General features: G+C 68.4%; 13 protein-coding genes. 4 read left to right on the top strand and 9 right to left on the bottom strand.

Annotated features, from left to right (window positions below; all coding sequences use genetic code 11):
* Nucleotides 1-10 precede the first annotated feature (10 nt).
* From QZ749_RS19410 to QZ749_RS19385, 6 genes are all read right to left on the bottom strand, one after another.
* Entirely contained in the window at nt 11-991 is a 981-nt protein-coding gene (locus tag QZ749_RS19410; protein ID WP_296950022.1) for an ABC transporter substrate-binding protein, read from the bottom strand.
* A 305-nt stretch (nt 992-1,296) separates the two neighbouring features.
* On the bottom strand, nt 1,297-2,523 hold the full coding sequence (locus QZ749_RS19405; RefSeq protein ID WP_296950317.1) for an RNA polymerase sigma factor: 1,227 nt from the start codon (nt 2,521-2,523) through the stop codon (nt 1,297-1,299).
* A gap of 65 nt (nt 2,524-2,588) precedes the next feature.
* Entirely contained in the window at nt 2,589-3,446 is an 858-nt protein-coding gene (locus QZ749_RS19400; protein ID WP_296950020.1) for a YciI family protein, read from the bottom strand.
* Nucleotides 3,447-3,456: 10 nt separating this feature from the next.
* On the bottom strand, nt 3,457-3,882 hold the full coding sequence (locus QZ749_RS19395; RefSeq protein WP_296950019.1) for a YciI family protein: 426 nt from the start codon (nt 3,880-3,882) through the stop codon (nt 3,457-3,459).
* Nucleotides 3,879-4,355: a VOC family protein gene (locus QZ749_RS19390; protein ID WP_296950017.1), complete on the bottom strand. Its 477-nt coding sequence runs from the start codon at nt 4,353-4,355 to the stop codon at nt 3,879-3,881. The genes QZ749_RS19395 and QZ749_RS19390 overlap by 4 nt, the downstream gene beginning before the upstream one ends.
* Before the next feature lie 147 nt (nt 4,356-4,502).
* A complete protein-coding gene (locus tag QZ749_RS19385) occupies nt 4,503-5,987 on the bottom strand; it encodes an alpha/beta fold hydrolase (RefSeq protein ID WP_296950015.1) in 1,485 nt (494 codons plus the stop codon).
* Nucleotides 5,988-6,207: 220 nt separating this feature from the next.
* Here QZ749_RS19385 and htpG point away from each other — a divergent pair, with 220 nt between their 5' ends.
* On the top strand, nt 6,208-8,130 hold the full coding sequence (htpG, locus tag QZ749_RS19380; protein WP_296950013.1) for a molecular chaperone HtpG: 1,923 nt from the start codon (nt 6,208-6,210) through the stop codon (nt 8,128-8,130).
* A gap of 60 nt (nt 8,131-8,190) precedes the next feature.
* Here htpG and QZ749_RS19375 read toward each other — a convergent pair whose 3' ends face one another.
* The 3 genes from QZ749_RS19375 to kynU all read right to left on the bottom strand — a co-directional run bounded on the left by QZ749_RS19375 (nt 8,191) and on the right by kynU (nt 10,944).
* The gene (locus QZ749_RS19375; protein ID WP_296950011.1) at nt 8,191-8,736 is read right to left on the bottom strand and encodes an alpha/beta hydrolase; all 546 of its coding nucleotides are present in this window, start codon (nt 8,734-8,736) and stop codon (nt 8,191-8,193) included.
* A 65-nt stretch (nt 8,737-8,801) separates the two neighbouring features.
* Nucleotides 8,802-9,662: a tryptophan 2,3-dioxygenase gene (gene kynA / locus QZ749_RS19370; protein ID WP_296950009.1), complete on the bottom strand. Its 861-nt coding sequence runs from the start codon at nt 9,660-9,662 to the stop codon at nt 8,802-8,804.
* 10 nt (nt 9,663-9,672) lie between these two features.
* Nucleotides 9,673-10,944, bottom strand: a complete 1,272-nt coding sequence (kynU, locus tag QZ749_RS19365; protein ID WP_296950007.1) for a kynureninase — start codon at nt 10,942-10,944, stop codon at nt 9,673-9,675.
* Nucleotides 10,945-11,536: 592 nt separating this feature from the next.
* Between kynU and flhD the strand changes: the two genes are divergently transcribed.
* The 3 genes from flhD to QZ749_RS19350 all read left to right on the top strand — a co-directional run bounded on the left by flhD (nt 11,537) and on the right by QZ749_RS19350 (nt 13,396).
* On the top strand, nt 11,537-11,854 hold the full coding sequence (gene flhD / locus QZ749_RS19360) for a flagellar transcriptional regulator FlhD (RefSeq protein WP_296950006.1): 318 nt from the start codon (nt 11,537-11,539) through the stop codon (nt 11,852-11,854).
* Nucleotides 11,855-11,994: 140 nt separating this feature from the next.
* The gene (gene flhC, locus QZ749_RS19355; protein ID WP_296950005.1) at nt 11,995-12,540 is read left to right on the top strand and encodes a flagellar transcriptional regulator FlhC; all 546 of its coding nucleotides are present in this window, start codon (nt 11,995-11,997) and stop codon (nt 12,538-12,540) included.
* Between the two features lie 46 nt (nt 12,541-12,586).
* The gene (locus tag QZ749_RS19350; protein ID WP_296950002.1) at nt 12,587-13,396 is read left to right on the top strand and encodes a cyclopropane-fatty-acyl-phospholipid synthase family protein; all 810 of its coding nucleotides are present in this window, start codon (nt 12,587-12,589) and stop codon (nt 13,394-13,396) included.
* Nucleotides 13,397-13,481: the final 85 nt, after the last annotated feature.

Here is a 13,481-nt window from a genome sequence, read left to right as displayed (position 1 = left end):
GGTTGCCGGCTTACTTGATGCCCAGGTTCTTCTTGGCTTCGTCCAGCAGGTCGGTCTTGACCCACTCGGTCGCCACCGGCGGCTTGCGCATCTTGCCGATGCCGGTCTTGTTCATCACGTCGGTCGTGATCTGGATGTGCTCGGCGGTGACGTCGTAGGTGTACGGCGAGTTGCTGATCGCGTCGTTGAAGTCGTCCGCCGTGATCTGGTTCTTGAAGACCGACTCGCGCACGTACTTCTCGGCCACCGGCTTGTTGTCGATGAAGGTCTTGGTCGCCTGCACGAAGCAGTTCATGAACTTGGCCGCGGTGGCGCGCTTCTCCTTGTAGAACTTCTCGCTCATGACCATGGTGCGCACCGGCTCGCCGATCGGGGTGTCGTACGGCTTGATGACCTCGACGCCGTAGCCCTTGTTGATGGCCTGCGAGGATTGCGGTTCCGACTGCATGATCGCGTCCAGGTTCTTGCCCAGCAGCGCCTGGTTCAGGTCGGCGAAGGCCAGCAGCACCAGCTGCACGTCCTTGCCCGGCTGCTCGGACCAGGTCAGGCCGGCCTTGGACAGCTCGGCGGCCAGCAGCACCTCGTGGATGCCGCCGCGGGTCACGCCGACCTTCTTGCCCTTGAGGTCCTTGACCGACTTGATGTTCGCGTCCGGCCGCGCGACCAGGCGCGCGCCGCCCTTGGCGAAGCCGGCGACGACGTAGATCGGGGCGCCGTTGGCGCGGCCCTGGATCGCCGCCTCCGACGCGGTGGCGCCGACGTCCAGCTCGCCCGCCAGGATTGCCTGCATCACGTCCGGGCCCTTGGCGAACACGTGTTCCTCGACCTTGATGCCGCACTTCGGTGCGATTTCCTTGATGTACGAGACGGCGCCGTAGTGGGCGAATTTCAGGTTGCCGAGGCGGACCACTTCCTGGGCGTTGGCATGGGTGCCGGCGAAGGCGGCGCCGATGGCCAGGGTGATCGAGAGGATGTGCGGGAAGCGTTTCATGCGTTGTCTCCGTGTGGGTTATCGTTACCCGGTAGTTAGCAGCTTCCGTGCCAACCGGGTATTACTACGCAAGTTGCTGATTCGATTCAGTTATTGCGATGCATCAAAAATTTCTGCATCATGTCGAATGCGGAAACCCGGAACGTTTTGTGCGATTTTCCGCCGTCAGCGTGTGTAGCGGCGCATGGTGGGCACGTCTCATTCGAGGCCCCCGGCCTCACATGCCCACCCGACGATTTTCCGAATGCGGATGCCGAAAGCGGTAGGGTGGGCACCCCGTGCCCACCAGCCGTTTGCCGCCCCCGTCAGACGCCGCAAGCCCGGCCGCGCGCCAGCAACAGCGTCCGCTCGCGCGCGTTGCGCGTCAGCGCCGCCGCCCGCTCGAACTCCACGCGCGCCTCGGCATGGCGCCCCAGCCTGGCCAGCAGGTCGCCGCGCACGCTGGGCAGCAGGTGGTAGCCGCGCAGCGCCGGCACGTCGGCCAGCGCGTCGACCAGCGCCAGCCCCTCGGCCGGGCCGTAGGCCATCGCCAGCGCCACCGCGCGGTTCAGTTCCACCACCGGGGAGGGGTGCAGCGCGGCCAGCGCGTCGTAGAGGGCGGCGATGCGTACCCAGTCGGTGGCCTCGGGGCGCGGCGCGCGCGCGTGGCAGGCGGCGATCGCGGCCTGCAGGGCGTAGGGACCGTAGGCGCCGCAACGCGCGGCCTGTTCCAGCGCCGCCAGCCCGCGCCCGATCAGGAGCCAGTCCCAGCGGCTGCGGTCCTGGTCCAGCAGCAGCACCGGGGCGCCGTCCGGCCCCGTGCGTGCGCGTTCGCGCGAGGACTGGATCTCCATCAGCGCCACCAGGCCGTGCACCTCGCCCTCGTCCGGCATCAGGCCGGCCAGCACGCGGCCCAGGCGCAGCGCCTCGCGGCACAGCGCGGGACGCAGCCAGTCGGTGCCGGCGCTGGCCGCATAGCCCTCGTTGAAGACCAGGTAGATCACCTGCAGCACCGAGGCGAGGCGCGGCCCGAGCGCGGCGCCGCGCGGCACCTCGAACGGCACCCGGGCCGCGGCCAGCGTGCGCTTGGCGCGCACGATGCGCTGGGCCATGGTGGCGTCGGGCACCAGGAAGGCGCGCGCGATCTCGGCGGTGGACAGGCCGCCGAGCAGCTTGAGGGCCAGCGCGGTACGGCCCTCGGGCGGCAGCAGCGGATGGCAGCACGCGAACATGAGGCGCAGCACGTCGTCGCCGAGGTCTTCCTGGGCCAGTTCGGCCAGGTGCTCGGGGCCGGGCTGGCTGTCGCGCAGTTGCTCGTCGTACTCCCACGACAGCTGGCCTTCCTTGCCCGCATGCATGGCGGCATGGCGCAGCCGGTCGAGCGCGCGGTGCTTGGCCACCTGCATCAGCCAGGCGCCGGGACGGTCCGGGATGCCGTCCGCCGGCCACGATTCCAGCGCCTGCAGCATGGCGTCCTGGGCCAGTTCCTCGGCCAGGCCGACGTCGCCGCGCAGCATGCGCGCGAGCGCGCCGACGATGCGCGCCGCCTCCATGCGCCAGACCGCCTCCACGGTCCGGCCGACGTCGGTCGCGGCCACCTCGGCGCCCGGATGCCCGCTCACGCCAGCCGCGGCGCCAGCTCGTCGCGCAGGGCATCGTCGAGCAGTCCCGCGCGCAGGCTGGCGTCCGCGCGTGCCTCCTCGGGCGACAGCGCCGCTGCCGTGGCGGGTTCGCCGTCGGCGTGCTGCGCGCGGATCTCGACCACGACCCCGGGACCGGTCGGGTAGGGCACGGTGCGCGCCCAGGCCAGCGCCGCCGCCATCGAGTCGGCGCGGATCATCCAGAAGCCGGCGATCAGCTCCTTGGCTTCCGCGAACGGCCCGTCGACGACGGTGCTGGCGCCGCGCGCGTCGATGTGCACGCGCGCGCCGCGGCTGCTGGACATCAGCCCGTCCCCGGCCAGCAGGACGCCGGCCGCCGCCTGCGCGGCATTGAAGGCGTCCAGCGCGTCCAGGCGGGCCTGTTCCGGCACCGCGTCGCGTTCGCAGTCGGCGTCCGAGCGCAGCAGGATGACGTAGCGCTTTCCTCCTGCGCCGTCCGCCAGCGGCACCTCGACGCAGCCGCCCACGCAGCCGGCCTCGCGCACTTCGAGCGTCAGGCCGCCATTGGCGGCGGCCTCGGCGGCCGGCCAGCGGCGCGCCCAGGCGACGGCATCCTCCTTCGCGTCGGCCTCCACGACGAGGAAGCCGGCCGCCAGTTCGCGCAGGTCGAAGGGGCCGGCGGCGACGTCGCTGCCGCCCGGACCCAGGTGCAGGCGCAGCGCCTCGCGGCTCGGCGCCAGGCCCTGGACCATGACCAGGGCGCCGGCGTCCGCCAGGCTCCGGAAGTAGGCCTCCATTTCCGCGATCAGGGGGGCGGACGGGGGGATGTCGGCCTCGGTCGCCGCATCGGCGCGGCGGATGATCATGAATTGCATCGGCGTCTCCTCAACGTGCGGCCAGTGTGGCGCGCACGCGCTCTTCCTGCGCGCGCAACTGCTGCGTCATGGCGGCGCCGAAGTCTTCCGCGCCGAAGACCTGGCGGATCTCGACTTCGCCGGGGCCGTCTTCCTGCGGCGACGGCGCCTTCTTCATCCATTCGATGGCTTCCTGCAGCGAGCCGACCTCGATGATCCAGTAGCCGGCCACCAGTTCCGTGGTTGCGGTGAACGGGCCGTCGACGACGGTGCGCTCGGCGCCGTCGTAGACGATGCGCGCGCCCCTGGCGCTGGGATGCAGGCCGTCGGCGGCCAGCAGCACGCCGGCCAGCGCGAGTTCTTCGTTGAACCGGCCCATGTCGGCCATCAGCGTGTCGCTGGGCATCCTGCCCGCCTCGGTGGCCGCGCTGGCCTTGACGAAGACGATGAATTTCATGGCTGGCCTCCCTGCATCATGTCCTGCATGCCTTGCTGGATCTGTTCCATCGTCAGGTCGCGCCGGTGCGTCGCGATCGACCAGCGGTGGCCGAACGGGTCGACGACCTGGCCGTAGCGGTCGCCCCAGAAGGCGTCCTCGAGCGGCATCACCGGGGTGGCGCCGGCTGCCAGCGCCTGCGCCCAGGCGGCGTCGGCGTCGGGCACGTAGAGGTGGATGGCGACCGTCGAGCCGCCGAGGGCCTTGGGGCCGCGGCTGCCGTACTCGGGGAAATCGTCGGCCAGCATGATGCGCGAGTCGCCGATGCGCATTTCGGCGTGCATGATCTTGCCGTCCGGGCCCGGCATGCGGCCGAGCTCGACGGCGCCGAAGGCGCGGGCATAGAACGCCAGCGCCTCGGCCGCGCCCTCGCACACGAGGTGCGGGGTGACGGTGCGGAATCCTTCGGGAATGGGGTTGACGGCATCGGTCATGGCGGATCTCCTGTTGTGGTGATGGAAGTGGGTGCTGCTATCACGACGACGAGCGGCCTTCCCCGGTTTCGACACCGGCCATGAAAAAAAATGTCCGCCGCGCCGCTACGATATGCCGGGCGCGGGCGGACGTCGAGATAAAACTGTTTATTTTGCAATAATTGCAATCTCCTGCGCGGCGGGCGCGCAGCGGCCGGCGGCCGGCGCGGCGCCGTCCACGAAGGGCCGCACGTGGCGCACGAAGCAGTCGGGGGCGGTCCACAGGATGAAATGCGGGGCGTCGACCACGTCCACCAGCGCGGCCGGCCCGCGTTCGCGCAGCAGCGCCAGGTGGGCCAGGGCGCCGTCGTGGTGGGTCTTCGGGTCGAGCGTGCCGTGCAGCACCAGCGTGGGCGGCAGCCGGTCCGGCAGGGCGCCGACGTCGCCGTCGCGGGGATAGCGCGGCAGCGTCGACCCGGCCAGCAGCGCCGGCAGCGGGCTGCGCAGCAGCAGCGGCGCCTCGTCCGCGCGCACCTGGGCCGGGGTGCGTCCGGGCCGCAGGTCGTTCTCGGAGAGGCTGACGATCCCGGTCAGCGGGATCGACGGCGGCGTCTGCGGATAGTCGCCCAGCTGCGCCTGGATGCCGGGCAGGGCGGCCAGCACGGCTTGCAGTTGCGCGTCGCCGCCGCGTGCCAGGTCGGCCAGCAGGGCGGGAATGCGCGCGCGCAGCGGCGGCACGTCGAGCAGGGCGCCGAGGAACTGGCGCAGGTCCTTGCCCGGCACGCGGGCGAGCAGGGCGGGGTCGATGCCGTCCAGCACGCGGCGCAGGACGGCGGCGCCCGGCGCGCCCAGCATGGCGGCGCAGTCCGGCGCCGCATCGCAGCGCGCCAGCACCTGGCGGCCGACGTCGTCGACGACGTGCGAGCGCCGGCTCAGGTCCCAGCGCGCATCGGTCTCGGGCGGCACCAGCGAGTCCAGCACGACGCCGGCGACGCGGGGCCGGCCGACCCGCAGCGTGCGCAGCACCAGCTGGGTGCCATACGACACGCCGTACAGGTAGACCGGACCGCCGTCGTCGTCCTGCGCCAGCAGCGCCGCCAGGTCGTGCGCCGCGTTCGTGACCGTAAAGGGCAGCGCGCGCTCGGGATGCGCGGCCAGCGCGCCCAGGCAGCTGCCCCATTCGGCGCCGGCCAGCGCCGTGCCGCCGGGGCTGTCCGGCGCCTCTTCGGCCGGGCAGAGCCGGCTCGACAGCCCGGTGCCGCGGTGGTCGGGAACGATCACGTCGACGCCGGGGAAGGCGCGCCGCAGCACGTCGACGAAGGGATACAGCGAGGCGCCCGATTCGCCGGGACCGCCGGCGATGGCCCAGACGCTGCCCCGGCGCGGCCCGGCGGCGGGGAACTTGCGGACGAACAGCGTCAGCATGTCCTCCGCCACGCCGGCCGCGCCGGCCGCACCGGCGTCATGGCGGGCGGGGACGGCCACGCGGGCGCACAGGCTGCCGCGCAGGCCGGGGAGGGCCGCATCGGGACAGGGATGGAAGTCGAGCGCGGCTGCGCCGGGCGTCCAGCCCAGGAACAGGAACGGGAGCAGGAACAGGAAAAGGAACGGCGGCAGCGTCGGCCCGGCGGCCTTGCGCGGTAGGGTGGTCATGGGTGTCCTCGCGGTGGATGATGCCGCGAGTATCGGCAGGAAGGCGGTGGTGTGGGCCGCCGGGGCGACGAAGCGCCGGACGGCGATGCCGGATTGCGGCTGCGCGGCACGAAGTGCGGGAGGGCGGTGGCGATTTATCAGCAAAAAGGCTCTTGAAACCCTTTTCTTTATCCCAATATTGGCCCGGTCTGTTTAACCCTGATTTCAACGAGGACACAAGATGGCTGTTGCCGAAAAAGAAACCCTTGGCTTCCAAGCAGAAGTAAAACAGTTGCTGCAATTGATGATCCACTCCTTGTATTCCAACAAGGAGATTTTCCTGCGCGAGCTGATCTCGAACGCTTCCGACGCCGCCGACAAGCTGCGCTTCGAGGCGATCAACAACGACGCCCTGTACGGCGACGACCATGAACTGAAGATCAAGGTCCTGTTCGACAAGGACGCGAAGACCGTCACCATTTCCGACAACGGCATCGGCATGAGCCGCGACGAGGCCGTGTCCCACCTGGGCACCATCGCCAAGTCGGGCACCAAGGAATTCTTCGGCAAGCTGTCGGGCGACCAGCAGGCCGACGCCGCGCTGATCGGCCAGTTCGGCGTGGGCTTCTACTCGGCCTTCATCGTGGCCGACCGCGTCACCGTCGAGACCCGCCGCGCGGGCGCCGCGGCGTCCGAAGGCGTGCGCTGGGAATCGACCGGCGAAGGCGACTACACGATCGAGCAGATCGACAAGCCGGGCCGCGGCACCGACATCATCCTGCACCTGCGCGACGGCGAGGAAGAGCTGCTGTCCTCGTGGAAGCTGAAGTCGATCATCCGCAAGTACTCCGACCACATCTCCCTGCCGATCCTGATGAAGAAGGAAGAGTGGGACGACGAGAAGAAGGAAAACGTCGTCAAGGACGAGTTCGAGACCGTGAACCAGGCGTCGGCCCTGTGGGCGCGCTCGAAGTCGGACATCACCCAGGAACAGTACGACGAGTTCTACAAGCACGTCTCGCACGACTTCCAGGCGCCGCTGGCGCACACCCACAACCGCGTCGAAGGCCGCAGCGAGTACACCCAGCTGCTGTACGTGCCGGCGCACGCGCCGTTCGACCTGTGGGACCGCAACAAGCGCGGCGGCATCAAGCTGTACGTCAAGCGCGTGTTCATCATGGACGACGCCGAGCAGCTGATGCCGGTCTACCTGCGCTTCGTGAAGGGCGTGATCGATTCGAGCGACCTGCCGCTGAACGTCTCGCGCGAGATCCTGCAGGAATCGCGCGACGTGCGCGTGATCCGCGAAGGCTCGACCAAGCGCGTGCTGGGCATGCTGGAAGAGATGGCGAACGCGGAAGAGCAGGAAGGCAAGGACAAGTACGCGACCTTCTGGAAGGAATTCGGCCAGGTGCTCAAGGAAGGCATCGGCGAGGACGCCACCAACAAGGACCGCATCGCCAAGCTGCTGCGCTTCGCGTCCACGCAGAACGACTCGGCCGACCAGACCGTCTCGTTCGAGGATTACGTGGGCCGCATGAAGGAAGGCCAGGACAAGATCTACTACGTCACCGCCGACAGTTTCAACGCGGCGAAGAACAGCCCGCACCTGGAAATCTTCCGCAAGAAGGGCGTCGAAGTGCTGCTGCTGACCGACCGCGTCGACGAGTGGATGCTGTCCTTCCTGACCGAGTTCGAAGGCAAGGAACTGGTGTCGGTCGCCAAGGGCGGCCTGGACCTGGGCAAGCTGGAAGACGAGGCCGAGAAGAAGGAACACGAAGAGACCGAGACCCAGTACAAGGACCTGGTCGAGAAGATGAAGGGAGCACTGGCGGACAAGGCCAAGGACGTGCGCGTGACCTTCCGCCTGACCGATTCGCCGGCCTGCCTGGTGGCGGACGAGCACGAGCTGTCGGCCAACCTGGTGCGCATGCTCAAGGCCGCGGGCCAGGATGCGCCGGACAGCAAGCCGATCCTCGAGATCAACCCGAACCACCCGCTGGTGACGCGCCTGAAGTACGAGGATGCGGAGCAGGCGCGCTTCGGCGACTGGGCCAACATCCTGTTCGACCAGGCCATGCTGGCCGAGGGCGGCCAACTCGCCGATCCGGCGGCCTTCGTGAAGCGCCTGAACGAGATGCTGCTGGCGACCGCCGGCAAGTAATCGCTGTCCGGTAGCGTCGATACCGTCGTCCCGGCGCAGGCCGGGGCGACGTTTCCTTGCTCAGGGATCGAGGTCGCGGCAGAATGCCTCGAGCATGGCCTCGCCCTCCGGCCACGGCCCGTAGCCGCTGTCGGCGTTGATGTGGCCGGCGTCCCCGATTTCCACCAGCTTGCTGCCCCAGGCCTGCGCGAACGCGCGCGCGCGTTCGATGCGCGCGTAGTCGTCGTTGCCGCTCGCGACCACGATCGAGGGGAAGGGCAGGGGTTCCAGCGGGACCGGGCGGAAGTCGTTGGCGTCGATCGGATAGGAGTCGGCTTCGGTGTCGCTGGGCGCCACCAGGAAGGCGCCGGCCGCCTTGAGCGGCGAGCCGGAGCGGGCCCACTGCGCCACCAGCATGCAGCCCAGGCTGTGGGCGACGAGGATCGGGCGGCCCTGGCAGGCGGCGATGGCGGCGTCCAGTTCGGCCACCCATTCGTCGCGGTCCGGCGCATTCCAGTCGCGGTGCGCCACGCGGGTCCAGGCCGGGTACTTGCGTTCCCAATGGGTCTGCCAGTGCTCGGGGCCGGAATTCCACAGGCCGGACACGATCAGGATGTCGCACTTCATACGGGCTCCTCGAATGGTTGCTGCGTATTGTACGACGGCGGCGCGCGGCGCGTAGCGCCGTGCGCTCAGAGCGCCGTGCGCAGCGCGAACAGCTCGGGGAACAGCACCACGTCGAGCATCTTGCGCAGGTAGCTCACGCCCGCCGTGCCGCCGGTGCCGGTCTTGAAGCCGATGATGCGCTCGACCGTCGAGACGTGGCGGAAGCGCCAGAAGCGGAACGCCGTCTCCAGGTCGACCAGCTTCTCGGCCAGCTCGTACAGCGCCCAGTGGTGCTGCGGGTCGCGGTAGACGGCGAGCCAGGCCGCCATCACGCTGTCGTCGTGGACGGTGGGGCGGGTGGGGTCGGCGGCCAGGCGTTCCGGCGCCACCGCCAGGCCCGAGCGCGCCAGCAGGCGCACGGCCTCGTCGTAGATGGAGGGCGCGTGCAGCTCCCGGTCCAGGCGCGCATGGTGCTCGGGCACCGGCTCGTGCACGGCCAGCATGGCCGGGTTCTTGTTCCCCAGGATGAATTCCAGCTCGCGGTACTGGAAGGACTGGAAGCCGGACGACGAGGCCAGGTAGGGCCGGATGGCGCTGTACTCGGGCGGCGTCATCGTGGCCAGCACGTCCCAGGCGTGCACCAGCTGGTCCATGATGCGCGCCACCCGCGCCAGCATCTTGAAGGCCGGCGGCAGGTCGTCGGCGCGGAGGTGGGTGCGCACGGCCTGCAGCTCGTGCAGCATCAGCTTGATCCACAGCTCGCTGGTCTGGTGCTGGACGATGAACAGCATCTCGTTGTGGTCGGGCGAGCGCGGGTGCTGGGCCGACAGGATCTGCCCCAGGCCCAGGTAGTCGCCGTAGCTCATGCTGCGGCTGAAGTCCATCTGCGCGCCGTGCCACGCGGCCGCGCCCTTGTCCGCTTGCTGGTCCTTGCCGGAATCGCTCATGCGCGCCTCCTCAGGTCACGGCGCCGCGCGCGGCGGCGGCGTCGTAGGTCTCGTTGTCGAGGATGTCGGCCAGGATGTCGACCGCGTCCCAGACGTCGGCGAAGCGCGTGTACAGCGGCGTGAAGCCGAAGCGCATGATGCCCGGCTCGCGGTAGTCGCCGATCACGCCGCGCCGAATCAGCGCCTGCATCACCGCATAGCCGTGCGGATGCACGAAGCTGACGTGGCTGCCGCGTTCGGCGTGCGCGCGCGGCGTCACCAGGTCGAGCGGGTGCATCATGCAGCGCAGTTCCACCAGCGCGATGAACAGGTCGGTCAGCGCCAGCGACTTGGCGCGCAGCGCCTCCATCGTCGTCGCTTCGAAGATCTCCAGCCCGCACTCGACCAGGGCCAGCGACAGCACCGGCTGGGTGCCGCACAGGGCGCGGCCGATGCCGTTGGCGGCAGCGTAGCCATGCATCATCGCGAACGGCGCGGCGTGGCTCCACCAGCCGGTGAGGGGGTGGCGGAACGCCGCCTGGTGCTTGTCCGGCACCCAGATGAACGCCGGGGCGCCGGGGCCGCCGTTCAGGTATTTGTAGGTGCAGCCGACCGCGAAGTCGGCGCCGGCCGCGTGCAGGTCGACCGGCACCGCGCCGGCCGAGTGGGCCAGGTCCCAGACCGCCAGGGCCCCGCGCGCCTGTGCGCGCGCCGTCAGGGCCGCCATGTCGTGCTGGCGCCCGGTGCGGTAGTTGACGTGGGTGAGCATCAGCACGGCGCAGTCGGGGCCGATGGCGGCGTCCAGGTCTTCCGGGGCATCGACCAGGCGCACCGAGTAGCCGCGCTCGAGCCAGCGGGCCAGGCCGTCCGCCATATAGATATCGGTCGGGAAGTTGCTGCGCTCGGTCACGATGACCTTGCGCGCGGGGTCGCGCTCGTGCTGGATCGCCAGCGCCGCCGCCAGCGCCTTGAACAGGTTCAGCGACGTGGTGTCGGTGACGACGATCTCGCCCGGCTGCGCGCCGACCAGCGGCGCCAGGCGGTCGCCCAGGCGCTTCGGCATCGCGAACCAGCCGGCGTCGTTCCAGCTGCGGATCAGGTCCTGCCCCCATTCCTGCGCCACCACCTGCTGCGCGCGCGCCAGCGCCGTGCGCGGCCGGGCGCCCAGGGAGTTGCCATCCAAATAGATGACGCCGGGCGGCAGGTCGAAGCGCTCGCGCAGCGGCGCCAGCGGATCGGCGGCGTCGAGCGCCTGGCAGGCGGCACGCGGGTCGGCGGCCGCGAATGGGGAAGCGGGGATCATGCTTGTCCTTCGGGAATTCGGAGAGTTCTGGCTGTGGGCTGCGGCCCGGATTGCGAAGCGCGCAGTGTAGCAAGAAAACCCGACGAGGCCGACTTGAATTATTTGCAACAAAAAAATTTTCGAAATTTTTTCGCGAAATCCCTCAAGTTCCCGAAAAGCCCGCCGATAACCCAACCAGATGACCGGGATTGGGTAGTGGGGCGAAAAAATTTCAAAAAAAGTTTGCCGGAACCCTAAAGTTCCTGAAAACGCCGCCGATAACGAGTCATGAGAGCCGGGAAAGACCGAAAAAAAATCGTCGGGCGACCCTAAAGTTCTCGAAAACGTTGACGTTAACCAACACAGACAGTGTTTTTTGAAACGTCGCGGCGGTACGAAACCCGCCGGATCTTCACCGTACATCTGCCCCTTCGCCATAGGGGAATCACCAGGCTTCCCGGGAGTTTGTCAGACAAACTCCTACGAAGTCTGTCGTCTTTTGCGGACGCAAAATACAGACGGGCGCCGATTCCCCAAAAGTTTCCCCACAGTCAGAATCTATCTCAACGGCAACACATAACGCCCTGAAGATACAGACCACGGAGAGATGAACATGACTGCGAACGACATGATGGCTGAAATCCGCGACGCCAACCTCAGCTACCTGATGCTGGCCCAGCAGATGATCCGCGCCGATAAGGTCACCGCGATCTTCCGCCTCGGCATCTCGGCCGACATCGCCGACCTGATCGAAGGCATGAGCAACGCCCAGATCCTCAAGCTCGCCGGCGGCAACATGATGCTGGCCCGCTTCCGCTTCGACGACAGCGCGATCCTGTCGATGCTGACCAGCCACACCAAGGACCGCACGCTGGCGCAGTCCCATGCGGCCATCCTGATGGCTGGGCAGCCGGCTGAAGAAATCGTTTAAAATTCTTTTCCGTTGGGGTGTTTCCAACCCCGGTTCTACGCTGCCGGCTTCGGTTGGCTGCCACGGCGCACACCGGGGTCAGAGCCCCTTGAAAAGCAATACCGGGCTCCGACCCCTGCCGGCCCCTACGGAGAAGAACAATGACCAAGAAAAGCGTCGTCTCGGAAGCCCAGGAAATCCAGCTGGCCATCGAACTGATCCAGCTCGGCGCGCGCCTGCAGTTGCTGGAAAGCGAAGTCTCGCTGTCGCGCGAGCGCCTGATCAAGCTGTACAAGGAACTCAAGGGCGTGTCGCCGCCGAAGGGCATGCTGCCGTTCTCGACCGACTGGTTCCTGACCTGGCAGCCGAACATCCATTCCTCCCTCTACATCAATATCTATAAATTCCTGGTCGAGCATGCGGGCGCCACCGGGATCGAGGCCGTCATGAAGGCCTACAAGCTCTACCTCGAACAGATGCCGCCGGCGCCAAGCGAGGAACCGGTGCTGTCGCTGACGCGCGCCTGGACCCTCGTGCGTTTCTTCCAGGGCAATATGCTGCTGCTGGCGCCGTGCTCGAAATGCCAGGGCAAGTTCGTCGTCAACGCGCTCGACCTGAACGACGATTACCAGTGCGGCCTGTGCCACATGCCTTCGCGTGCCGGCAAGACGCGCAAGGCCAAGGATGCCTCGCTGGCGGGCAACTGAGCGTTCGACACTTGATCGTCTTCCTCCTTTCCCCGAGGGGCAGGCCGTGACCGGTCCTGCCCCTCGCCGCATCCGCGGGCTGGCCGCGCTGCCGGCGCTGCGCGCGCTGCTGGCGCAGGTGCTCGCGTTCCCGCTGACGCTGCTCGCCACCTGGCTGCTGGCGCGCGCCGGCGTGCTGGGCGGGGAGGGGGGCGCCACCTGGTTCGCCGTCGCGCTGCTGCAGGGCGCCTGGGCCGCGCTGGTGTCCTGGCGGCTCCGGCTGGCCAGCTGGTGGCGCGCGATCGGCCTGCTGTTCCCGGTCGCCGTGCTGGCCGCCAGCGCCGGCGCCACCGCGTTCGACCTGCCGCCGGCGCTGTTCCTGGCGGTGTTCGTGCTGCTGCTGCTGGTGTACTGGTCGACCTTCCGCACCCAGGTACCGTACTACCCGTCCGGCAAGGGCGCCTGGGACCTCGTCGCCCAGCAATTGCCGCAGGACCGGCCGCTGGACGTCATCGACATCGGCAGCGGCCTGGGCGGCTTCGTGCTGGACCTGGCCCGGCGCCGTCCGGACTGCCGGGTCAGCGGCATCGAGCTGGCGCCGCTGCCGTGGCTGGCGAGCCGCTTGCGCGCGCTGCTGGCGAACAGCCGCGCCCGTTTCCTGCGCGGCGACTACGAGGACTTGAATTTCGGTCACTACGACGTGGTGTTCGCCTACCTGTCGCCGGCGGCCATGGGCGCGCTGTGGCGCAAGGCCGAAGCGGAAATGCGGCCGGGGACGATGCTGCTGAGTTATGAATTCATCATCGACGACCGACCGCCGGATTTTAGTTTTGTAACCACTGATAGCAAGAAAATCCTCCATCTCTGGCACTTTTGAACCACATTCCGGCGGTTTTACTTGCCCAGTGGCCATTCTCAAGCTAATCTAGTTCCCTACGTAAATATTTCTCTTTGGATTCAGC

The sequence above is a fragment of the uncultured Massilia sp. genome, assembly GCF_913773735.1.
Lineage (GTDB): Bacteria > Pseudomonadota > Gammaproteobacteria > Burkholderiales > Burkholderiaceae_D > Telluria.
Note: the sequence above shows the minus strand (reverse complement) of the source record. Positions and strands in the feature narration are given on the sequence as shown.